This is a genomic window from Aquicella lusitana (assembly GCF_902459475.1).
Lineage (GTDB): Bacteria > Pseudomonadota > Gammaproteobacteria > DSM-16500 > DSM-16500 > Aquicella > Aquicella lusitana.
This window is the reverse complement of record NZ_LR699114.1, coordinates 1671646-1694499: the sequence shown is the minus strand read 5'-3', so window position 1 is coordinate 1694499 and position 22854 is coordinate 1671646. Positions and strand designations below refer to the sequence as shown.

At 47.9% G+C, this 22854-nt stretch carries 20 protein-coding genes and 1 tRNA gene; 16 read left to right on the top strand and 5 right to left on the bottom strand.

Annotated features, from left to right (window positions below; translation table 11 throughout):
• Positions 1–184: 184 nt before the first annotated feature.
• Together AQUSIP_RS07790 and AQUSIP_RS07785 are read right to left on the bottom strand one after the other, a co-directional pair.
• Complete coding sequence (locus AQUSIP_RS07790) at positions 185–478, bottom strand: GIY-YIG nuclease family protein (RefSeq protein ID WP_114833709.1); 294 nt, start codon at positions 476–478, stop codon at positions 185–187.
• 131 nt (positions 479–609) lie between these two features.
• A complete protein-coding gene (locus tag AQUSIP_RS07785; protein ID WP_114833708.1) occupies positions 610–1485 on the bottom strand; it encodes a hypothetical protein in 876 nt (291 codons plus the stop codon).
• Between the two features lie 341 nt (positions 1486–1826).
• Here AQUSIP_RS07785 and AQUSIP_RS07780 point away from each other — a divergent pair, with 341 nt between their 5' ends.
• On the top strand, positions 1827–2465 hold the full coding sequence (locus AQUSIP_RS07780) for an alpha/beta hydrolase (protein ID WP_114833706.1): 639 nt from the start codon (positions 1827–1829) through the stop codon (positions 2463–2465).
• Positions 2466–2468: 3 nt separating this feature from the next.
• Here the strand turns inward: AQUSIP_RS07780 and AQUSIP_RS07775 are convergent, their stop codons facing one another.
• Positions 2469–7835 (bottom strand): hypothetical protein, encoded by a 5367-nt coding sequence (locus tag AQUSIP_RS07775; RefSeq protein ID WP_148326091.1) that lies wholly within the window; start codon positions 7833–7835, stop codon positions 2469–2471.
• A gap of 305 nt (positions 7836–8140) precedes the next feature.
• On the opposite strand from AQUSIP_RS07775, the gene AQUSIP_RS07770 reads away from it, so the two are divergent.
• The 3 genes from AQUSIP_RS07770 to AQUSIP_RS07760 are packed head-to-tail and all read left to right on the top strand — an operon-like array spanning position 8141 to position 10991.
• The gene (locus tag AQUSIP_RS07770) at positions 8141–8371 is read left to right on the top strand and encodes a FeoA family protein (protein ID WP_114833705.1); all 231 of its coding nucleotides are present in this window, start codon (positions 8141–8143) and stop codon (positions 8369–8371) included.
• Entirely contained in the window at positions 8371–10758 is a 2388-nt protein-coding gene (gene feoB / locus AQUSIP_RS07765) for a Fe(2+) transporter permease subunit FeoB (RefSeq protein WP_114833704.1), read from the top strand. Before AQUSIP_RS07770 ends, feoB begins: the two co-directional genes overlap by 1 nt.
• Entirely contained in the window at positions 10755–10991 is a 237-nt protein-coding gene (locus AQUSIP_RS07760; protein ID WP_114833703.1) for a FeoC-like transcriptional regulator, read from the top strand. Before feoB ends, AQUSIP_RS07760 begins: the two co-directional genes overlap by 4 nt.
• Before the next feature lie 203 nt (positions 10992–11194).
• On the opposite strand, the gene AQUSIP_RS07755 is transcribed toward AQUSIP_RS07760, so the two are convergent.
• Positions 11195–11392: a hypothetical protein gene (locus tag AQUSIP_RS07755; protein WP_147277461.1), complete on the bottom strand. Its 198-nt coding sequence runs from the start codon at positions 11390–11392 to the stop codon at positions 11195–11197.
• A gap of 167 nt (positions 11393–11559) precedes the next feature.
• Positions 11560–11850 carry a GIY-YIG nuclease family protein gene (locus AQUSIP_RS07750; protein ID WP_114833702.1) on the bottom strand — a complete coding sequence of 97 codons (291 nt, stop codon included), beginning with the start codon at positions 11848–11850 and terminating at the stop codon, positions 11560–11562.
• Positions 11851–12163: 313 nt separating this feature from the next.
• On the opposite strand from AQUSIP_RS07750, the gene AQUSIP_RS07745 reads away from it, so the two are divergent.
• From AQUSIP_RS07745 to nuoG, 12 genes are all read left to right on the top strand, one after another.
• Positions 12164–12985, top strand: a complete 822-nt coding sequence (locus AQUSIP_RS07745) for an Ig domain-containing protein (protein ID WP_114833701.1) — start codon at positions 12164–12166, stop codon at positions 12983–12985.
• Positions 12986–13059: 74 nt separating this feature from the next.
• Complete coding sequence (locus AQUSIP_RS07740; RefSeq protein ID WP_114833700.1) at positions 13060–14373, top strand: hypothetical protein; 1314 nt, start codon at positions 13060–13062, stop codon at positions 14371–14373.
• 92 nt (positions 14374–14465) lie between these two features.
• Positions 14466–15254, top strand: a complete 789-nt coding sequence (gene tpiA / locus AQUSIP_RS07735) for a triose-phosphate isomerase (protein WP_114833699.1) — start codon at positions 14466–14468, stop codon at positions 15252–15254.
• A 47-nt stretch (positions 15255–15301) separates the two neighbouring features.
• Complete coding sequence (secG, locus tag AQUSIP_RS07730; RefSeq protein WP_114833698.1) at positions 15302–15661, top strand: preprotein translocase subunit SecG; 360 nt, start codon at positions 15302–15304, stop codon at positions 15659–15661.
• A gap of 16 nt (positions 15662–15677) precedes the next feature.
• A tRNA-Leu gene (locus AQUSIP_RS07725) sits at positions 15678–15759 on the top strand.
• A gap of 113 nt (positions 15760–15872) precedes the next feature.
• Positions 15873–16235: an NADH-quinone oxidoreductase subunit A gene (locus AQUSIP_RS07720; protein WP_114833697.1), complete on the top strand. Its 363-nt coding sequence runs from the start codon at positions 15873–15875 to the stop codon at positions 16233–16235.
• A complete protein-coding gene (locus AQUSIP_RS07715; protein ID WP_114833696.1) occupies positions 16226–16699 on the top strand; it encodes a NuoB/complex I 20 kDa subunit family protein in 474 nt (157 codons plus the stop codon). Before AQUSIP_RS07720 ends, AQUSIP_RS07715 begins: the two co-directional genes overlap by 10 nt.
• Before the next feature lie 11 nt (positions 16700–16710).
• Positions 16711–17388, top strand: a complete 678-nt coding sequence (locus AQUSIP_RS07710; RefSeq protein WP_114833695.1) for an NADH-quinone oxidoreductase subunit C — start codon at positions 16711–16713, stop codon at positions 17386–17388.
• A gap of 3 nt (positions 17389–17391) precedes the next feature.
• On the top strand, positions 17392–18657 hold the full coding sequence (locus AQUSIP_RS07705) for an NADH-quinone oxidoreductase subunit D (protein WP_114833694.1): 1266 nt from the start codon (positions 17392–17394) through the stop codon (positions 18655–18657).
• The gene (locus AQUSIP_RS07700) at positions 18657–19151 is read left to right on the top strand and encodes an NADH-quinone oxidoreductase subunit NuoE family protein (RefSeq protein WP_114833774.1); all 495 of its coding nucleotides are present in this window, start codon (positions 18657–18659) and stop codon (positions 19149–19151) included. The genes AQUSIP_RS07705 and AQUSIP_RS07700 overlap by 1 nt, the downstream gene beginning before the upstream one ends.
• Before the next feature lie 48 nt (positions 19152–19199).
• The gene (gene nuoF / locus AQUSIP_RS07695; RefSeq protein WP_114833693.1) at positions 19200–20474 is read left to right on the top strand and encodes an NADH-quinone oxidoreductase subunit NuoF; all 1275 of its coding nucleotides are present in this window, start codon (positions 19200–19202) and stop codon (positions 20472–20474) included.
• Between the two features lie 19 nt (positions 20475–20493).
• On the top strand, positions 20494–22845 hold the full coding sequence (gene nuoG / locus AQUSIP_RS07690; protein ID WP_114833773.1) for an NADH-quinone oxidoreductase subunit NuoG: 2352 nt from the start codon (positions 20494–20496) through the stop codon (positions 22843–22845).
• The last annotated feature ends 9 nt before the right edge of the window (positions 22846–22854 follow it).

Sequence of the window (22854 nt, the reverse complement as noted above, 5' to 3'; positions counted from 1 at the left end):
CAGCACCATTGCCACCACCGCTAACGCAGCACCATTGCCACCACCGCTAACGCAGTGCCATTGTCATCCGCACTTGTTGCGGGATCCGGTATAAAAAAAATAAAAGAAGACATTATTTTTTTACACCAGACCCCGCAACAAGTGCGGGGTGACAGTGGAAGTATTGCGGTGCCTGGTGTCACAATTAAATCAAATCAAAATAAAGATCTTTCCACTGAGGATTAGCTCGCTCTATTGCATCAACTTTAAACTTTCTTTTCCATTTTTTAATAATTTTCTCCCGCCGAATTGCTTCGCTGATATCTTCAAAATCTTCGTAATAAACCAGCATTTTTACATCATATTTTTTCGTAAATCCCGGCACAAGTTCTGCTTTGTGTTCATATATGCAGCGAGTAAGATTGTTCGTAACACCAACATAAAAAACGCCGTTTCTTTCGCTAGTGAGTATGTAAACATAATATTTATATTCTTTCATATTACCTCCTTGGAATTTTTTAACACTTATCTCGTTACAAATAAGTGGTGGACAGGTTGCACAGCAGAAAGCGAGGGAGCTGCAAGCTTGAGGAATGAATCAAAGAGAGGGGCGTGAAGATTTAACTAGTTTTAATTTTTTAAAGGCCCTTGCCTCATCAGGTAATCAGTGAAAAGGTGTTCCTGTTCGTTGTCCAGCATCTTCACATGCTGCTTCTTTTTATTCGATACAATAAGAATAGCATTCCTGAAACCACCATTGTGAGTCGGGGCATTCGCTACCCGAACCTTGTCGGCTTTCTGAAAAAGCAAGTAGGGCTCATATTCGGCAATAGCCTCATGTTCCTTCCAATTCTTCTTAAATTTATAAAATGTTTCCGCCTGTCGGGACAGTGATAATTGCCCGGCAGATAAAGCAAGATCATTAGCGTGACACCAGTGATACTGTCCCCATTGGGCGAGGATGAAGCCGGGTTTATTTTCTTTAGTCGTAAAATAGCCAACGATAACAGCGGCGTGTTCCCATTTGCCATTCGCCTGAATGACGTCACCCGTTTTAACGTTGACATCGAAAAAAACAATGGGTGCTTCATGGGCATTCACTGCATTGATGAGGGTTTCGATATAGTCAGAGGGTGTGCATGGTGTGATCAGCGTGAGATCAGCATAACCACTCTGTCGCGCAATCGCCATTAAAGTGAATGGATCATACACTTCACCCACTTGTGAGCCATGCTGTTTTTTTGCTATTTCACGCAGTGAAGTCGTTGCATCATTTTCCTGAAATAAACCATAGCTTTTTCTCACTGGCGGCGGTTTGGGCAAATCGGGCTGCGTGTGATGAAGCCAGTTGAGTACCATACTCAAGGCATTCAGCTTGCAGAATTGACCATTTTGCTGCTGCGAGCTAGGGACGGGATTGAGAATTTTAAACTCATAGGCACCGATAAAGCTGTTATAAAGTACGTTTTCTTGTTGGAATGTATCCAGGTTAGCAATAATAGGCATAATTACGGCTCGTTTTGTTTATTTTATGCCCATAATCATAACTTAGGGTTGATTGCTTTTCAATCAGTCAAGCCTCGTAAGCGGGTATCTATTTTGAGATATGCTATATTCCTTATACTGGACTTTGGCCATTTTACAAAATGCTCGATAATGCTGTCATCCTGAGCGCAGCGAAGGATTTCCTTTTGTACATCGAGAGATCCTTCGCTGCGCTCAGGATGACAGCATTGTGAACGCTTTTCAAAAATGATCAAAGTCCAGTTATAAATAATCATTACATTACAATCAATTGTTATGCCACCGCTTGCATGACAATTGACTGTAAGAAACAGGTATAGTTCATGACATTTATTAAAACCAAAACAGACACCACCCTTTTGATCCCGGGGCCCATTGGGCAGCTTGAAATGATTACAGCAGAACCGCTCGCTGAACCGCAGGATGCATGGGGCATTGTTTGCCATCCGCATCCGTTGTTTGGCGGGACAATGAATAACAAGGTGGTGACAACGCTTTCTAAAACTTTTCAATACCTGGGCCTCGCCACGGTACGGTTTAATTTCCGCGGTGTGGGAAAAAGTGAAGGTGAATTTGACAAGGGCATTGGCGAGCTGGAAGATCTGCTGGCTGTGATTGATTGGATACAACAGGAACACCCCGTGCGTGATATCTGGCTTGCCGGTTTTTCCTTTGGCGCATACGTAGCGGCCAAAGCGGCAACGCAAGTTCCTGCCAAAAAGCTCATCACCGTTGCGCCACCCGTACAGCATTTTCCCATGCAAACCCTGCCGCCCATTCTCTGCCCCTGGGTGCTTGCGCAAGGTGAATTGGATGAAGTAGTGCCGCCGGAGGAAGTGTTGGCATGGGCGGAAGCAAGAGAGCCCAAGCCTATCATTTTGCGCTTCCCCGAAGCTGGCCATTTTTTTCATGGCCAGCTAGGGGAATTGCGGGTGAAGTTGGAGGAGGTGCTGAGAGGGTGATTGTTATCTGGGACCACGTGGTATATGCGTGTGCGTCGTTTGTGTAGCTTCCTGGAGTTGCTCGACAGTTTTATTTGTCTGTCCTAAGCCTTCTGCACCGTGGAAGATCGCAGGCGCCTGTTCCTTAAGATGTTTTGCAAACTCCTTCTTGTATTCTTCTTTTTTAGAACTGGATCTTTCCGGTAATCTGATCCTTGTGACAGGGGTGGAATATTTTTTTAATTCGCAATAAACAGTAATTGCTTCAGCAAGTTTTGGATGCATGTTGCCTTTTAATGTCATTTTTAAATTCTTATCATGCAATCCAGCATAAAAGTTTTCTACTTCAATGGCGGCCATTTTGACTAATTGATCAGGCTTCAATTTGTCGATATCAGCTCGTTCATAATAGAGTTGGGACTGATAAGCATTTCCAATAACGCCTTGCACTGAAGCCACTTTAAAGTCGCTAGTATCTCCAGGACGAGGAGAGTTTTGTTTCTCAAGCGTGGTGTAATTAATACGAACGGCCCCGCGGTCAAACCGATTCGATTTTTCTACTGTAGCGACACCCATGACAGCAACTGGAGCAGCCCCACCTCCGGTGAAAGCTTGAACTTTTTGTAGAATGTCTGTTTCCGTTGTACCAGGCGGCAAAACTTCGTTGTTATCACTGAAACAATTTACTTGTTGAACCTGGCCTATATTTTTTGCTTGATCTATTTTTTGTATTGTATCGTTTAAAGTTGTTCTGCACTCAGCTATGATAGTTAATCTATCTTCCACTTCTTTTAATTTACCACTGCGATTGAAAATTATACCTCTTGGATCACTGAGTTCGCTCTTTTTATTCAGTAGTTGACCTTCAGCCATATCAATTGCATCCTGCATTTTTTTACAAGCTTTCAAGATACGTTCTGCTTCTTCTTCATCTCGCTGTGAGATGGATCCAATGCGTCTCTCAGCTTCGTCTTGATATATTTTTGCCATTTCCAAATAGGCATTTAGGCCTTCCGTATCGAGTTTGGTTCCTTTTTCGATAATTTGCTCAACACTTTTTTTCAGGCCCTCGTATCCTTTTTTCGCATTGCTGAGGGTTCTTCTGAATGCTTCTGGATCAGCAAGCGGGATATTTACTTGAGTATTTAAGGCGGGGCTACCTAAGGCTTCAAATAACTTAGTCAGCGGTTTTTGAAGCTCGTGATCGGGTTTCAACGTACCTTGTAAAGTGCGTATGGAATCAGCAAGCTTCGTTAGGCTGGCTCGATCATTGGTTTTAACTTTGTCTAATGCTTTCTTAAAAGCGATTGCATGATCAAAGTATTCCTTTCGATATACTGCTGCAGCACTAGCATCAGTCGTAGCCTTGCTACTTCTGGCTTGGCTGCGAAGATTATTTGCTTCCGCGTTAGTGTGGATAAGACCTTGAATTGCAACATCCAGATTAGGTACAGCGCCAAAAACATTTGCTTGAGTGAAGGCGCTCTGCGCACCAGCTAGATCATTAGGATTTAATTGCCTGAGGTGTTCGCGTAAGTTAATAATGGCATTAGCATAATCCGGTGCAGCATTTCCAGGATTACCCCAATGCGTGATTAGAGCTTGTTTGACAGCTGGCGCAGATAAGTGATCCTTTACTGCTTGCATGGTCGTTAAAGTTGCATTGTTTTCTGCCATTAGTTTTTGATACCTAGCTTCACCGCGGAGCTGCGCGATACGAGCAGCCTGGTTAGCATCATTTAATGTGGTAGCGGTATTAACGTCTAAGCCGGCATTACCGAATACGCCGCCATCATGAAAGACAGCCCGCATGAGGTCTGCGGTATTAGCGCCTGCGAGCCGGGTACGCAAGGTAGCGGCATCGGGTGCGGCATTTGTTTTGAAATGGTTGATCAAAGCGCCTTTGACGGTGACATCCTGCAGGACAGCCTGTAGAGCTGGCATGGCAGCGACGTCAGCGCGGTTGAAGAATTCGAGATACCTAGCTTCACCGCGGAGGTTATTTTCGGTAACGCCAGCTGTACCAGCAGCAGCGCGGACGTTAGCAAGCGTACCCACAGCGGGAAGGTTAGTTACAATGGCATTGAAAACATCGTCTGCGGTATTGCCTGCGGTTGCGATACCAGTACGCAGGGTATTGATATCGGCCGGAAGCGGGTTAGTAGAGAAATGGGTTATCAAATTGGTTTTGACCGGATCGGTGTTAAGGAGAGCAGCTAATCTTGGTAAGGCAGCGACATCAGCGCGAGCGATGAATTCTCGTAAACGAGCTTGTCCGCGGAGGTTATTTTCGGTAACGCCAGCTGTACCAGCAGCAGCGCGGACGTTAGCAAGCGTACCCACAGCGGGAAGGTTAGTTACAATGGCATTGAAAACATCGTCTGCGGTATTGCCTGCGGTTGCGATACCAGTACGCAGGGTATTGATATCGGCCGGAAGCGGGTTAGTAGAGAAATGGGTTATCAAATTGGTTTTGACCGGATCGGTGTTAAGGAGAGCAGCCAATCCTGGTAAGGCAGCGACATCAGCGCGAGCGATGAATTCTCGTAAACGAGCTTGTCCGCGGAGGTTATTTTCGGTAACGCCAGCTGTACCAGCAGCAGCGCGGACGTTAGCAAGCGTACCCACAGCGGGAAGGTTAGTTACAATGGCATTGAAAACATCGTCTGCGGTATTGCCTGCGGTTGCGATACCAGTACGCAGGGTATTGATATCGGCCGGAAGCGGGTTAGTAGAGAAATGGGTTATCAAATTGGTTTTGACCGGATCGGTGTTAAGGAGAGCAGCCAATCCTGGTAAGGCAGCGACATCAGCGCGAGCGATGAATTCTCGTAAACGAGCTTGTCCGCGGAGGTTATTTTCGGTAACGCCAGCTGTACCAGCAGCAGCGCGGACGTTAGCAAGCGTACCCACAGCGGGAAGGTTAGTTACAATGGCATTGAAAACATCGTCTGCGGTATTGCCTGCGGTTGCGATACCAGTACGCAGGGTATTGATATCGGCCGGAAGCGGGTTAGTAGAGAAATGGGTTATCAAATTGGTTTTGACCGGATCGGTGTTAAGGAGAGCAGCCAATCCTGGTAAGGCAGCGACATCAGCGCGAGCGATGAATTCTCGTAAACGAGCTTGTCCGCGGAGGTTATTTTCGGTAACGCCAGCTGTACCAGCAGCAGCGCGGACGTTAGCAAGCGTACCCACAGCGGGAAGGTTAGTTACAATGGCATTGAAAACATCGTCTGCGGTATTGCCTGCGGTTGCGATACCAGTACGCAGGGTATTGATATCGGCCGGAAGCGGGTTAGTAGAGAAATGGGTTATCAAATTGGTTTTGACCGGATCGGTGTTAAGGAGAGCAGCTAATCTTGGTAAGGCAGCGACATCAGCGCGAGCGATGAATTCTCGTAAACGAGCTTGTCCGCGGAGGTTATTTTCGGTAACGCCAGCTGTACCAGCAGCAGCGCGGACGTTAGCAAGCGTACCCACAGCGGGAAGGTTAGTTACAATGGCATTGAAAACATCGTCTGCGGTATTGCCTGCGGTTGCGATACCAGTACGCAGGGTATTGATATCGGCCGGAAGCGGGTTAGTAGAGAAATGGGTTATCAAATTGGTTTTGACCGGATCGGTGTTAAGGAGAGCAGCCAATCCTGGTAAGGCAGCGACATCAGCGCGAGCGATGAATTCTCGTAAACGAGCTTGTCCGCGGAGGTTATTTTCGGTAACGCCAGCTGTACCAGCAGCAGCGCGGACGTTAGCAAGCGTACCCACAGCGGGAAGGTTAGTTACAATGGCATTGAAAACATCGTCTGCGGTATTGCCTGCGGTTGCGATACCAGTACGCAGGGTATTGATATCGGCCGGAAGCGGGTTAGTAGAGAAATGGGTTATCAAATTGGTTTTGACCGGATCGGTGTTAAGGAGAGCAGCCAATCCTGGTAAGGCAGCGACGTCAGCGCGAGCGATGAATTCTCGTAAACGAGCTTGTCCGCGGAGGTTATTTTCGGTAACGCCAGCTGTACCAGCAGCAGCGCGGACGTTAGCAAGCGTACCCACAGCGGGAAGGTTAGTTACAATGGCATTGAAAACATCGTCTGCGGTATTGCCTGCGGTTGCGATACCAGTACGCAGGGTATTGATATCGGCCGGAAGCGGGTTAGTAGAGAAATGGGTTATCAAATTGGTTTTGACCGGATCGGTGTTAAGGAGAGCAGCCAATCCTGGTAAGGCAGCGACATCAGCGCGAGCGATGAATTCTCGTAAACGAGCTTGTCCGCGGAGGTTATTTTCGGTAACGCCAGCTGTACCAGCAGCAGCGCGGACGTTAGCAAGCGTACCCACAGCGGGAAGGTTAGTTACAATGGCATTGAAAACATCGTCTGCGGTATTGCCTGCGGTTGCGATACCAGTACGCAGGGTATTGATATCGGCCGGAAGCGGGTTAGTAGAGAAATGGGTTATCAAATTGGTTTTGACCGGATCGGTGTTAAGGAGAGCAGCCAATCCTGGTAAGGCAGCGACATCAGCGCGAGCGATGAATTCTCGTAAACGAGCTTGTCCGCGGAGGTTATTTTCGGTAACGCCAGCTGTACCAGCAGCAGCGCGGACGTTAGCAAGCGTACCCACAGCGGGAAGGTTAGTTACAATGGCATTGAAAACATCGTCTGCGGTATTGCCTGCGGTTGCGATACCAGTACGCAGGGTATTGATATCGGCCGGAAGCGGGTTAGTAGAGAAATGGGTTATCAAATTGGTTTTGACCGGATCGGTGTTAAGGAGAGCAGCCAATCCTGGTAAGGCAGCGACATCAGCGCGAGCGATGAATTCTCGTAAACGAGCTTGTCCGCGGAGGTTATTTTCGGTAACGCCAGCTGTACCAGCAGCAGCGCGGACGTTAGCAAGCGTACCCACAGCGGGAAGGTTAGTTACAATGGCATTGAAAACATCGTCTGCGGTATTGCCTGCGGTTGCGATACCAGTACGCAGGGTATTGATATCGGCCGGAAGCGGGTTAGTAGAGAAATGGGTTATCAAATTGGTTTTGACCGGATCGGTGTTAAGGAGAGCAGCCAATCCTGGTAAGGCAGCGACATCAGCGCGAGCGATGAATTGCATCAGGCGACCGTTGCCAATCAAATCGTTACTTGGATTAATTAATAAAGGCGTCTGTGTTAGTATTTCTTGATCAGCATTAGGATCAATTGGAGCTCCATCAGCTAGGTAGTTTGTTATTAGCTGGCGATGACCTTGCACTTGACCCAATAAGACGTCGGACCTAGGCCGAAGCGTCACTAAGACATTTTCTATTTGGCCCAAAAGATTATTAATTGCTTCAAGATTATCTACAAAATCATGTTTTCCTTGAGCTATCAGTTGTTCTTTTTTTGTTGCCATGGATGTGATGCCTCGCTGCCTATTCTGAAAATTCAATAGAAGTGATTTAGTTTTAGAAAAGCACTTCTAATATGTAATATAGTAGTTCATTTTGACTTAAGATGTTCTTAAATCCATCATAAGCGATACTTCTAATTATAATCTTGATCTTATGCCTCTGTCTTAAAATTTTCTTATTTAGCTTTATTCTTAATCTTTTTAATTATAAACCCAATATTGAATCATAGTAATGAGAATAATTCTCATTACTATTGACAATCTGCCTCTATTTTCGGAATACTAACCTTCATCACAAGGGAATACCTATGCAACTCCTTGATTTAACAACAGGTAATAAAGCCCGTATCATCGCCATTAAAGCCGGTGAAAGATGCTATCGCAAGCGCTTGATTGCAATGGGCTTAATTCCAGGCACCGCATTTACTGTACTACGGGTGGCGCCTCTGGGTGATCCTGTTGAGATTCAGGTAAGAGGTTATGCCTTGAGCCTGCGCAAAGATGAAGCTAGTATGCTGGATATAGAGGTGATTGCCTGATGCCATGCTGCCAATCCTCCTCTTCCTGCTGCGCTATTCAATCGGGCGCAGCACCCAAATCAAAGCGATCTATTGCCCTTGTTGGCAACCCTAATTGCGGCAAAACCACGCTATTTAACGCCTTAACAGGCGCCCGCCAGCGGGTAGGCAACTGGCCGGGTGTGACAGTTGAGCGAAAAAGCGGTTCTTTTACAGAAGGAACTACACTTGTCGAAGTCGTAGACTTGCCTGGTGTGTACTCTCTTACCCTAGCTTCAGAATCGGCTGCAATGGATGAGCGAATTGCTTGCGAATATCTTCTGGAGCAGCATCCAAACGTAATCGTCAATATCGTGGATGCCAGCAATCTGGAGCGACACCTTTATCTTACCCTGCAGCTCCTTGAAATGAATGCACCAGTTATCCTTGTGCTCAATATGATGGATGTAGCACAAGCGCGCGGCATACAGATTGATATCGCAAAGCTTTCGCATGAACTCGGCTGTCCAGTGGTTGCGCTTGAGGCGAATAAGGGAAATGGGCTGCGGGAATTGAAGCGTGTTATTACCGAATATGACCCGTCTTCAGCAGAGGATCGTAAAAGTTTAGCTTATCCTGCGATGATTCAAGAGGCGATCGCCGATTTGTCAGGCGCTTTATCTGCTGACAGGATGCTGTATGCGCAATCGCTCGAGCAATCTGCAAATAGGTGGAATGCCATCCGTCTGCTTGAGGATGACGTGCTAGTTCGTCAGCGTGCTTCGGTTGATATCTTAAAAAAAGCTGCATCACATCAAGCGGCAATTCAACAAGCATTAGGCGAAGAAGCGGATATTTTGCTCGCCGATACACGCTACCGCTATATAGAGCAGTTCATTCAATCCTGTGTTATGCGTTCTGCTTACACTAAAACACCATGGACAACGCGTATCGATAATATCGTCTTGAATCGTATCCTGGGTGTTCCCATCTTTCTCGCAGTCATGTATTTGCTGTTCTTGTTCTCCATTAACATCGGTGGCGCGTTTCAGGATTTTTTTGATATCAGCAGCCAGACAATTTTTGTAGATGGCTTTGCCTATGCGCTCAACAGCATAGGCGCACCCGCGTGGCTGACGGTTTTGCTGGCGAATGGCATTGGCAAAGGCATTAACACGACTGTCACGTTTATTCCCGTCATCGGCGCCATGTTTCTGTTTCTCGCCATGCTGGAAGATTCCGGTTACATGGCGCGTGCTGCCTTTGTAGTGGATCGTCTGATGCGTGCGCTGCAATTACCGGGCAAGGCTTTTGTGCCCATGATTGTGGGTTTTGGTTGCAATGTGCCAGCTGTGATGGGTGCACGCACGCTGGAAAATAAACGCGACCGCATTCTCACTATTCTCATGAGCCCATTCATGTCCTGCGGGGCACGGCTTGCTATTTTTGCCGTGTTTACAGCCGCATTTTTTCCAAGTGGCGGACAAAATATTGTCTTTGCGCTTTATCTCATCGGCATCCTCATGGCCGTGTTAACCGGCTTTATGCTGCGCAAAACATTGTTAAAAGGTGATCCCGCGCCGCTGGTGATGGAATTACCGCCTTATCACGTCCCGCATATGAAAACGCTGATGTTACATGCATGGCAACGTCTCAAAGGTTTTGTTTTCCGCGCAGGTAAGCTGATTGTTCCCATCTGCATCCTGATCGGCGCGCTGAATTCGCTGAACCTCGACGGCACCATGAATACAGGAGAAGGCGATGCACACTCGCTGCTCTCGCTGATTGGTCAGTGGGCGACACCGATTTTTGCACCGATGGGTATTCATGCGAATAACTGGCCCGCGACGGTAGGATTGGTCACTGGCATTCTGGCCAAGGAAGTCGTGGTGGGTACACTTAACACGCTTTACACACAGATGGGACATCTTGCTGCCGCTTCTTCGGCTGACACTTTTAGCCTGTGGGCGGGATTAGCCGAAGCGCTCCGTTCCATTCCTGAAAATTTCGCTCAGTTGGGTAACGCATTAAGCAATCCGGTGCTTGCGAAAGCGCCCATTGATCCGGTGGATAAAGGTGTTTACGGTCTCATGTATCAGCAATTTGACGGCCAGATTGGCGCGTTCGCCTATCTGCTTTTTGTGTTGCTGTATTTTCCCTGTATTTCGACTACCGCAGCGATGTTGCGTGAGTTGCACCGCGGCTGGTCTCTATTTTCAGCCTGCTGGATGACAGGCGTGGCCTATGGCACAGCGGTCGCTTTTTATCAGGCGGCGACATGGATGCGGCATCCGCTTTCTTCTTCCATCTGGATTGCGTCACTCGCTGCTTTTTTTATTGGAACGATTGCAGCCATTCGCTGGTATGCGAATCGTGATCATAAATATTTTTCACCCACAGGAACTTTGGCAACAGGGAGGTCAACGTGAACCTGATTGATATCAAAAACCACATGATGCAAGTCAAAATCGCCACTTTAGGCAGCCTCTGCAGTCTCTTCAATGCAGATCCCGACACCATTCGCTGTCTGCTTTCACATTGGATGCGTAAGGGGAAAATTCGCCAGTGCAGCAAAAAACCCGCCTGTGGGAGTCAGTGTTTCAAGTGTCCGGTGACGAGTACGGAGATGTATGAGTGGGTGGATAATACGGTGGTTTGTTAACGTACCTTTTTGTCTCGATCTCAATTCTTCAATTCAGAGGTAATGCTGCAGTGGATCCCGCGGACAAGCCGCGGGACGACGATGTCTCACAAGAGCCGCTCTCCCTGTGGTAGGTTGCCCACACCTCCGCTGTCCGTAAGAGCTCTGTGCCCAAGGCAAGCGCCACCACCGCTATCCCGTAAGAGCTGTGCCCAAGGCAAGTACTACCACCGCTGCCCGTAAGAGCTGTGCCCAAGGCAAGCGCTACCACCGCTGCCCGTAAGAGCTGTGCCCAAGGCAAGCGCCACCACCGCTATCCCGTAAGAGCTGTGCCCAAGGCAAGCGCTACCACCGCTGCCCGTAAGAGCTGTGCCCAAGGCAAGCGCTACCACCGCTGCCCGTAAGAGCTGTGCCCAAGGCAAGCGCTACCACCGCTGTCCGTAAGAGCTGTGCCCAAGGCAAGCGCTACCACCGCTGTCCGTAAGAGCTGTGCCCAAGGCAAGCGCTACCACCGCTGTTCCGTGAGAGCTGTGTATGCTCAAGGTAGAGCACTGCCACCGTCGTCCCGCGGCTTGTCCGCGGGATCCATTCAGGAGCAGACTTCTTCATATAAATCTTTCCAGGTGGGATTAAATTCTTCAATTAAATTTAACTTCCATTTCCTGCACCAGTTTTTTATTCGTCTTTCACGACGTACCATTTCAACAAGGCTTGAATGTTCTTCGTAATAAACAAGCCGATGTACCCGATATTTGGCAGTGAACCCTGGAATAATATTGTTTTTATGCTGCCAAATACGTTTTTTTAAATCGGATGTCGAGCCGGTATATAACGTGCCATGTCGCTGGCTTGCAAGAATATATACAAAATATTGCTTCATGTTTTTTCTCTTGTTTAGTGTGATGAGGTTGAATGAATCCTGGATTCCGCGGGCAAGCCGCGGGATGACAACGAATGAAATGTAAGCCTTGGTTATGTTGTCATTGTTACTCGTCGTCCCGCGGCTTGTCCGCGGGATCCATGCGTGTAAGGCAAAGTGGAAAAGGTTTTACAAACTAGCCAAATCACTTTGGCTGAATAGCTAAGCACGGACGTTGTTTTCCTGTTTACTTGTCTTATATATTCGACCTGTATTTACCTGAGCCACTTGTTATACTTAACCAAAATGGCATTAATTTAGGAAAGTCCTGACCATGGCAGCACCCGTTCTTGTTAACCCTATCCCAGCGCAGGTCGTCAACGAGCAGGCGGCTTTTGGGCCTTTTGATCTTAAACAGTTTATTCAGGTAGCAGAGGGCAGCGCTCCCGCGCGTTTTCAGGGTGAATTATCAGATGGACAAGCTTTGCCTAAAGGGCTGATTTGCACAGAAGACGGCATTATAACAGGTATTCCCGCCAAGGATACGCATGGCAATTATGAAATATTGATTACAGCTCAAAATGAAGAAGGATCTGCGCAGGCAAACTTTATCCTGACAATCAAACCCAGCCTCTCATCCTCTGCTAGTGAATATGCAGATCAGATAAAGGCGCAGGTTTGGCAGGCGCTGGGGCAAAACTTGCCGCTTCCCGATCTGGGCGAGATGTATGAACGGCCGATCACCATGGAGGATATTTATTATCTTGTGGAGCGCTGGGGTTTGCTCACCATGTGGGACGCTTTTAATCTGGAGCCGCCGGGGGAAAAGCATCTTTTAACGCTGGAAGGCGTTAGCCCTCATTATAACGTCTATGATCGGGGTAGCTGCTTGGTCGGTTGTCCAAAAGACTTGTTTTCTTATGAGCGTACGATTGAGGATGGTTTGCAAACTGCCCGTGCCATGGCCCGAGAGGTTTACAAGCGCAATTGGACAATTGAAATGGCAGGTCTCAATAAAATGATGCGGGCAGCCTGGGTAGAGATCCAGCGCCTGGGTGATAAATATGGCAAGCAGCTGGAAGTGATTAATTTTACACCCAATTCTGAGGATATAAAGGCTTATACGACCCAAGTGAAAATGAGAGGGATGGATTAAACAGTAACTTTAACCATAAATTTGTATTATAATTTATCATTAATAGTGACGATCTAATGTAAAAGAGGCGAAATATGGCATTTACAGGTCCCACAGAAGAAGAAAAGAGATTGCAGAAAGAAAAGCGTGATCAGGAGCGCGCATGGTGGGAGAAGGTCAACTCCGTCGCCACGATGAAGTGGGCTGAGCATACAGGAGGGCTGGGATACTACCGATCTGATAAGCCACCCGAGGACATTGACCTTAACGAGCGTCCACGTATTGTTGCGGAAAGCATTGGGCGTAAAAGACTGGAAAACGGTTATTATAATAATGGGCAGAAAGATTATTATAAGGAAGTGATTGTCAAGGTTGAGGACGATGGCAAGACCATTATCCCCATTCGCCCTCCCCACGAAAGAAAGCGCGGCATGTTTGGTGAAGATCATCGTGCGCCTGTTATGGATTTTTATAAGTCAAGCAAAATGGCCGCGCAAATGCTGGAAGATCAAGGCAGTGACTATATTTCTTTGAAGTATAAGAACCCCATTAATCCTAAGGACCATCCTCATATCATTGGTAACATTGAGCAGATGTTAAAGGCAGCGAAAGAACATAAGCTTGCCATGGATATTGATGATCCACAATTGAAGGAATACCTTGCACTTTCTGGTGGAAGAACGAAGAACCCTGCGAAATCGATTTATGAAAAAATAGACAAGCATAATGCGGAAATGGCAGTTTTGCGGCAAGAACGTAGAATGAATAACAGCGGGGAATTTTTAGGTTACAGAAATGCACTGGATGCTCAGGACAGACCCTGCCAAGACCCAAATAATGTGGATACGAATTTAGGAAGTCTCAAGCAGGCTTTATACAAGAATGATGACGCTACGCCATTCGCAAATGCAAATAATGCAGATGTTGGCAAGAAGCTGAAGGTGATTGAGAAAGATCTGAGTTCCATTGAGGATCGCATCTCGCACTTGCAGGAAGCCAAGGACAAACTGGATTTTCATCTGAAAGAATGCGAAGAATTGCTTACTAACCCTAATCTCGAGCCAGACAGACTGCGTGATCTTGTGCAAATACGAGATAATTTTGAACGTAACCGATCTTCGCTGATCGCGAAAATAGAACAAGAGCAAACAGAGCTTTCGAGACGGACTGCCGCTTGGGAAAAAGAATTATCAACCAATTTGGATACGACAGCTGATCCCCAACTGCAAGCGAAGAAAACCCAGCTTTTATCCAAGGTGCAAGAGCAGAAACCAAAAATTTCTTCGTTTACGGATCCCGCGAGTCCAAATAACATTGATAAGACGCGTCAAAATGATCTTGGCATGAATACGAAAATCAACAATGCAGCGGATGTACGTGACAGGTTAAAAACACAAAGAAATCCGTAACGAACATTTTTCTATTTTATATAGAAATCATTGCACACATTTCCTCAATTCGTTTAAAATCACCGCCACTTAATGGATAAGGCGGTGATGTTGTGCGTAAACCTCTAATTGCTGGCAACTGGAAAATGCATGGCTCAAAAAGCCAGGTGAAAGCCCTGATCGAAGGGATCAAGCAGGGCGCTGATGGTTTTGCAGAAATCGATATTTTAGTGCTTCCCACCTTCGTACATCTTGCTGAGGCAAAAACATTGCTGGACGCGTCAGCCATCATGCTGGGTGCACAGAATCTTTATCCTGGCACGCAGGGTGCCTTTACTGGTGAAGTTGCAGGTCCCATGTTGGCTGATCTTGGTTGCGATTATGTTTTAATCGGCCATTCCGAGCGCCGAACGCTTTTTCATGAAGATTTGGCATTAATTGCCGCTAAATTTAAAGCCGCAATCGAGGCGGGATTAAAGCCCATTCTCTGCGTGGGCGAGACCCGAGATCAGCGTGAACACGGCGAAACCGTCCGGGTGATTAGTGAACAGATCCAGTCTGTGATTGAGGCTGCCGGTATCGAAGCATTTCGTCAAGCCGTCATCGCTTACGAACCTGTCTGGGCGATTGGCACGGGTTTAACCGCGACGCCCGAGCAGGCGCAGGAAGTACATGCGTACATTCGCCAACTTTTATCACAAATTAATGTTGATATAGGGAAAACAATTCGTATACTGTACGGCGGCAGCATGAAGGCTGAGAATGCTTCGTCTCTGCTGGCTATGGCAGATATTGATGGCGGCTTGATAGGCGGAGCATCATTAGATGCGGCCAGCTTTTTGAAAATTTGCGCTGCGGCAATGCCGATGGATAATAGCGTACAAAAGGCGAAAGTGAATTAATCATCGTCTGCTTTCCGAGTAAGGAAGAGCAGGCTGAGAGGGTAAGAATGTATCAATTTATTATGCTCATACATGTTTTTGCGGCAGTTTTCATCATTGCGCTGGTGCTGGTGCAGCAGGGCAAGGGTGCAACTATGGGCGCGGCATTTGGTAGCGGCGCATCGCAGACGGTATTCGGAAGCCGTGGATCCGGTTCATTTCTTTTCAGAATTACCATCGGATTAATTGCTGTGTTTTTTATAACCAGCATTGTCCTGAATAACCTGGCTGCCCATGCGTATAAGCAGGAAAAAGTAATTACTTTGCCTGTAGCGCCGGCAAGAAACACACAAGAACAAATTCCGGTCAATAATACATCGGGCCAACCCGCGCCTGTCTCACCGGAGCAGATACCAACAAAGAAATAAATGAGCGACAGAAAAAGCCGACGTGGTGGAATTGGTAGACACGCTACTTTGAGGTGGTAGTGGCGCAAGCTGTGACGGTTCGAGTCCGTCCGTCGGCATTTTTAGTAATAGTAAAACGTGCATACGGTCTATCACGTAGCCAAATAAACGGCTCTCGAAGAATTAAGGTATACTATCGCCTGACTTGTTATGCAAACTCAAATCAGGAGAAATGGGGTTGCTACAAAATTACTTGCCAGTATTTATATTCATGATTATCGGCCTGGCGGTCGGTCTCATTGCGCCCATGCTCGGCTATTTGCTGGGCCCCAAACGGCCGGATTCCGCAAAATTATCCCCTTATGAATGCGGTTTTGATGCCTTCAGCGATGCCCGCGCCCCTTTTGACGTGCGTTATTATCTGGTAGCGATTCTTTTCATTATCTTTGACCTTGAAACCGCTTTTTTAGTGCCCTGGGCCGTGGTGTTCCGAGAACTGGGCTGGTTTGGCATGATCGCCATGGGTATTTTTTTAGGGCTGCTCACGATTGGTTTTATTTATGAGTGGAAGAAAGGAGCGCTCGAATGGGAATAACCGATTTGGTGAAGCCGGGTTTTTATGTTACGTCCATTGAAAATGTTTTCAATTGGGCCCGGTCCGGCTCGCTCTGGCCCATGTCCTTTGGGCTTGCCTGCTGTGCGGTTGAAATGATGCACTCGGCGGCTTCGCGGTATGATCTTGATCGTTTCGGCGTTATCTTTCGTCCCAGTCCCCGTCAATCTGATTTGATGATTGTTGCCGGCACCTTGTGCAACAAGATGGCGCCCGCTTTTCGCAAAGTTTATGACCAGATGGCAGAGCCGCGCTGGGTCATTTCCATGGGATCCTGCGCGAACGGTGGCGGCTATTATCATTATTCCTATTCCGTAGTGCGCGGCTGTGACCGAATCGTACCGGTTGACCTGTATGTGCCGGGCTGCCCGCCAACAGCCGAAGCTTTAATGTACGGCGTCATCCAGCTGCAGAATAAAATACGCCGCAAAACCATAGAACGCTAAGGGCAACAATCATGGCAGATGTGAATGATCTTGGTACGCTGATCCAATCCCGTTTTGCAGATGGGATTGAACAGACAGCAATTGCGTTCGATGAGCTGACCGTCACTGTCAAGCCCGAAAAACTGCTGGAAATTTGCCGCGTGCTCCGCGATGCGCCTGAATTTGATTTTAAATTGCTAGTGGATGTTTGCGGCGTGGATTATCTGCATTATGGTCTCGCTGACTGGCAAACAGAATCCACGACAGAAACAGGCTTTGGCCGTGGTGTGATGCCCAAGTTGGTGCGTGAAGAGGGAGGTAAATCCAACCGGTTTGCAGTGGTTTATCACCTCCTGTCGCTTTCCAATAATCACCGTCTGCGTTTGCGCGTCAATATTCCGGATGGTACAGAGCTGATCGTGGATTCCGTGATGATTCTCTGGCCTTCTGCGAACTGGTTTGAACGCGAAGTTTTTGATCTCTTCGGCATTCTTTTCAAAGGCCATCCCGATTTACGTCGTCTTCTGACAGATTATGGTTTTGCGGGTCACCCTTTCCGCAAGGATTTTCCGCTGATCGGCAAAGTCGAAGCGCGTTATGACGCCAAATTGAAGCGGGTAATTTATGAGCCCGTCAGCATCGTGCCGCGTACACTGGAACCCAAAGTCATCCGCCATGACCATCGTTATCTGGTCGAGAAGGGGGAGTAGCGCATGTCAAACCAGGCACCCGAAATCAAGAATTATGTTTTCAACTTTGGCCCCCAGCATCCTGCCGCTCACGGCGTTTTGCGCCTGATTCTGGAAGTAGACGGTGAAACCATCGTGCGCGCCGATCCTCACGTGGGATTGCTGCATCGTGCCACGGAAAAACTCGCTGAAAGCAAGCCGTTTAATCACACCATCGGTTATATGGACCGTCTGGATTATGTTTCCATGATGTGTAACGAACACGGCTATGTCCTTGCAATTGAGAAATTGCTGGGTGTTACGCCGCCGGTTCGCGCACAATATATTCGCGTGATGTTTGATGAGATCACTCGCATCCTTAATCACTTGTTATGGCTTGGCTCACACGCGCTGGATAACGGCGCGATGGCGGTTTTTCTTTACTGTTTTCGCGAACGAGAAGATTTGCTGGATTGCTATGAAGCCGTTTCCGGCGCGCGCATGCATGCAACTTATTACCGCCCGGGCGGTGTTTATCGCGATTTACCAGATAAAATGCCGCAGTTTAAACCTTCGAAATGGCGTAATGAAAAAGAAGTCGCCAAATTAAACGTAAACCGTCAGGGTTCGCTGCTCGATTTTATTGAAAGTTTTACAGAACGTTTCCCCGCATGCGTAGATGAGTACGAAACCCTGCTAACGAATAACCGTATCTGGAAACAACGCACAGTGAATATCGGCGCGATTTCAGCAGAACGCGCGATAGCGATGGGCTTTACCGGCCCCATGCTGCGCGGATCTGGTGTCGCGTGGGATTTGCGCAAGACACAGCCCTATGAAGTATATGATCGTCTGGATTTTGATATTCCGGTAGGCACGAACGGCGATTGCTATGATCGTTATCTGGTGCGTGTCAATGAAATGCGCCAATCCAACCGCATTATTCGCCAGTGCGTAGAATGGCTGCGTAAAAATCCTGGTCCAGTGATGATTGATGATTACAAAGTAGCACCGCCGCCGCGTGAAGAAATGAAAATCAGTATGGAAGCCCTGATTCATCATTTCAAAAACATGACCGAAGGTTATATCGTGCCGGAAGGCGAAGTGTATACCGCGATTGAGCATCCTAAAGGCGAATTCGGTGTTTATCTGATATCCGATGGCGCCAACAAGCCTTATCGCCTGAAAGTACGCGCAGCTGGCTTTCCGCACCTTGCAGGTCTCAATGAATTGGTGCGCGGACACATGATTGCGGATGTGGTCGCCATTCTTTCCAGTCTGGATATTGTTTTTGGTGAGATTGACCGATGATGACAGAAAACAAGAAAACTGTTTTAACGCCTGCCATTCGCGCACGCATCGATGAGTGGATTCTGCGTTATCCGCCAGAGCAAAAACGTTCAGGCGTATTTGAAGCCCTACGTCTGGTACAGGAAGAAAACGGCGGTTCACTCACGGTCGAATGGATGGATGCAGTAGCTGATTATCTGGAAATGCCTCGCATTGCCGTTTATGAAGTCGCCACATTTTATACCCTCTACCATCTTGAGCCTGTTGGTCGGCATGTGATACAGCTTTGCACCAATATTTCCTGTATGTTAAATGGTTCGGAAAAAATACTGGCTCATCTTAAAAATCGGCTGAATGTGGATGTCAATGAAACAACAGCAGACGGCAAGTTCACATTAAAAGAAGTGGAATGCCTGGGCGCATGTGTGACGCCGCCTGTATGCCAGATTGGCAAAACGTATTATGAAAACCTGACGGCTGAAAAAATAGACGAGATTCTCGGAAAGCTGGGATGATGCGCGCGATCATTAAAAACAGCTCAAGCGAAAAGAGTAGGTATCAACATGGCAAATGAAGTTTGCTTTCGTACATTACATCTGGACAAGCCATGGACGCTGCAAACGTACGTCAGCGCCGGTGGTTATGAGCAGTGGAAGAAAATTCTGCGTGAAAAGATTGCGCCGGAAAAAGTAGTGGAATCAGTTAAGGTCTCGGCATTGCGTGGCAGAGGCGGCGCGGGTTTTCCTACCGGGCTCAAATGGAGCTTTATACGCCGCGATATGCCCGGACAAAAATACATACTGTGTAATTCAGACGAAGGCGAACCCGGTACTTGCAAAGACCGCGATATCCTGCGTTTTAATCCGCATCAACTGATCGAAGGCATGGCGATTGGCGCTTATGCCATGGGCGCGACCGTGGGATATAACTATATCCGTGGCGAATACTGGGAGCCGTATGAACGTTTCGAAGCGGCGCTCAAGGAAGCGCGCGAAGCAGGCCTGATTGGTAAAAATATTCTGGATTCCGGTTTTGATTTTGATCTCTATACTCACCTGGGCGCCGGAGCCTATATTTGCGGTGAAGAAACTGCATTGATGGAATCCCTGGAAGGCAAAAGAGGCTGGCCGCGTTATAAACCGCCTTTTCCTGCTGCGCGCGGATTATATGGCTGTCCGACCACAATTAATAATACAGAAACCTATGCCTCTATTCCGGTCATTATGGAAAAAGGGTCAGAATGGTTTTTGGGGTTGGGTAAACCGAATAATGGTGGCTGCAAAATCTTTTCCGTCACGGGGCATGTCAATAAACCCGGCAACTTTGAAGTGCCGCTTGGCACGCCTTTCAAAGACCTGCTGGCGCTCGCAGGCGGTGTGCGTACGGGTCATCGATTAAAAGCAGTTATCCCTGGTGGCTCCTCCATGCCTATCTTGCCGGCAGAAATAATCATGGGCCTTGATATGGATTTTGATTCCATTCAAAAAGCAGGCTCGGGTTTAGGTTCAGGTGCAGTCATTGTGATGGATGAAACAACGTGTATTGTTCGAGCACTGGAACGCATTTCCAAATTCTATATGGAAGAATCCTGCGGCCAATGTACGCCTTGCCGTGAAGGCACAGGATGGCTTTATCGTTTAGTGCATGAAATTGAACATGGGCGTGGCACCAAAGCAGATTTGGAAACGCTGCGCCGCGCTGCCAAAAATATTGAAGGCCGTACCATCTGCGCATTCGGCGAAGCGGCCGCGTGGCCGGTAGGCGGATGCCTCAAGCATTTTTATGATGAATTTCTTTACCATGTAGAGCATGGAACATGTTTGCCGGAATGTAAATAATGAAATTGAAAGGTTAGCCATGGCCGATATTGAAATTGAAATAGATGGGCGAAAATTAACGGCAAAGCCGAACCAGACTGTCATTCAGGTAGCGGATGAAGCGGGTATTTATATTCCGCGTTTTTGTTATCACAAACATTTATCCGTTGCGGCAAACTGCCGCATGTGCCTGGTGGAAGTGGAAAAATCGCCTAAAGCACTGCCGGCTTGTGCAACCCCTGTGACACCCGGCATGAAAGTATTTACCCAGTCGCAAAAAACCATTGATGCGCAGCGCGCTGTTATGGAGTTTTTACTGATAAATCATCCGCTGGATTGCCCTATCTGCGATCAAGGCGGCGAATGTGAATTACAGGATCTTTCCATGGGATATGGGTCATCCCAATCCTGTTATACCGAAAGCAAGCGCGCTGTAGCGAATGAAAATTTGGGGCCGCTCATTGCAACAGAAATGACGCGCTGTATTCTTTGCACACGCTGTGTGCGTTTTGGTGCAGAGGTTGCAGGTGTGCGTGAACTCGGCGTGACTTTCCGCGGCGAGCATGAAGAAATCAGCACCTTTGTTGAGCATGCCATGACTTCTGAAGTATCGGGCAATATTATCGATCTTTGTCCGGTAGGTGCGCTAACTTCCAAGCCCTATCGTTTTACCGCGCGCGCATGGGAAATGATGCAATCGCCCAGCATCAGCCCTCATGACTGTGTAGGTGCCAATTTAAATATTCATACCCTCTATGGCAAAGTGATGCGCGTTGTGTCGCGTGAAAACAAGGCAGTGAATGAAACCTGGCTTGCTGACCGTGACCGTTTTAGTTATACCGGCCTTTATCATGCTGATCGTCTGGAGGAGCCACTGGTTCGGCTGGATGGAAAGCTGCAAGTAGTAGAGTGGCACAAGGCATTTGAAATGGCTGCGACCCAATTGCATGAAGCGATTGCTGAATTTGGCGCCGATAAATTAGGTGCGCTTGCTTCACCCAATTCCACATTGGAAGAATTTTATTTGCTGCAGAAAATCATGCGCCAGCTCGGCAGTCCGCACATTGATCATCGCCTGCGGGAAATAGATACGACAGATCAGGCAGCGATGCCTGCTTTTCCGGGACTGCAAATGTCACTGACCGAGCTTGAGCAGTCAGATGCCATTATTCTCATTGGCTGTAATATTCAAAAAGAACAGCCGCTGGTAGGTTTGCGTGTACGCAAGGCTGCATTGAATGGCGCGGCGATTGTGGCAGTGAACCCGGTGGATTACGAATTCAATTTCAAATTGCGCGCGAAAAAAACCGTGTCGCCCGATCGCATTCCGCAGGTGTTAGCAGCGCTGGTAAATGACTTCCAGGCTAAATTCGACAATGTTAGCGCTGATGATGAGACAAAGGCGATAACAGAAGTGCTGCGAGGAAAACAGAAAGTTTCCATTCTCCTCGGCGCAATGGCGTTGCATCATCCGCGGGCAGCTACGATTCGTTATCTTGCCGAGCAGCTGGCTGAATTCACGGGTGCTCGCGTAGGTATGTTGACGGATGGAGCCAATACAGCCGGCGGCTGGTTAGCGGGTGCGGTGCCACATCGACATGCGGCTGGTGAAGCGATCAATTATTGCGGTTTAAGCGCTTATGCCATGCTGGAAAAACCACGTAAGGCATATCTATTGCTAAATGTCGAACCTGATCTGGATTGCGCAAACGCAGCGCATGCGATTGCCGCGCTCAAACAAGCTAAATGCGTGATCGCCTTGTCAATGTATAGAAATCCCGTCCTGGAAGCGCATGCAGATATTATTCTGCCGATCGCGCCTTTTACCGAAACCGCAGGTACGTTTATCAATGCGACAGGTGAGTGGCAAAGTTTTAATGGCGTTGCGCAAGCTTATGGTTTATCGCGCCCAGCATGGAAGATATTGCGCGTGCTGGGAAATTTTCTGCATCTTGAAGGCTTTGGTTATGAAAGTGCGGAAGAAGTTAAACACGAAATAAAAGCGCTTGTCGAAAAAAATTCAATGGAAAAGACGAAGCTAACGCAGCCCGACCATTTTTCCTTAACACAGGAAACGGCCGGCTTGACTCGCATTGGAGAGATTCCACTTTATGCGGTCGACAGTCTGGTACGGCGTGCGAAACCATTGCAGGACGCGCAGACACTGATGGAAGGCGATGTAGCGGCAATTCGCATGCATCCTAAGACAGCGGCTCAGTTTGATTTACATGAAGGCAGCACCGTCGCTGTGCGGCAATCCTCGGGCGAGGCGCAATTATCCGTCATGCTGGATGCGCGCATCGCGGAAGGTGCAGTCTGGATAGCAGGCGGGATTGCGGCCACAAGCAGGCTGGGTGATTTGATTGGAAAGGTGGAGATTGAAAAGTTATAAACTGGACTG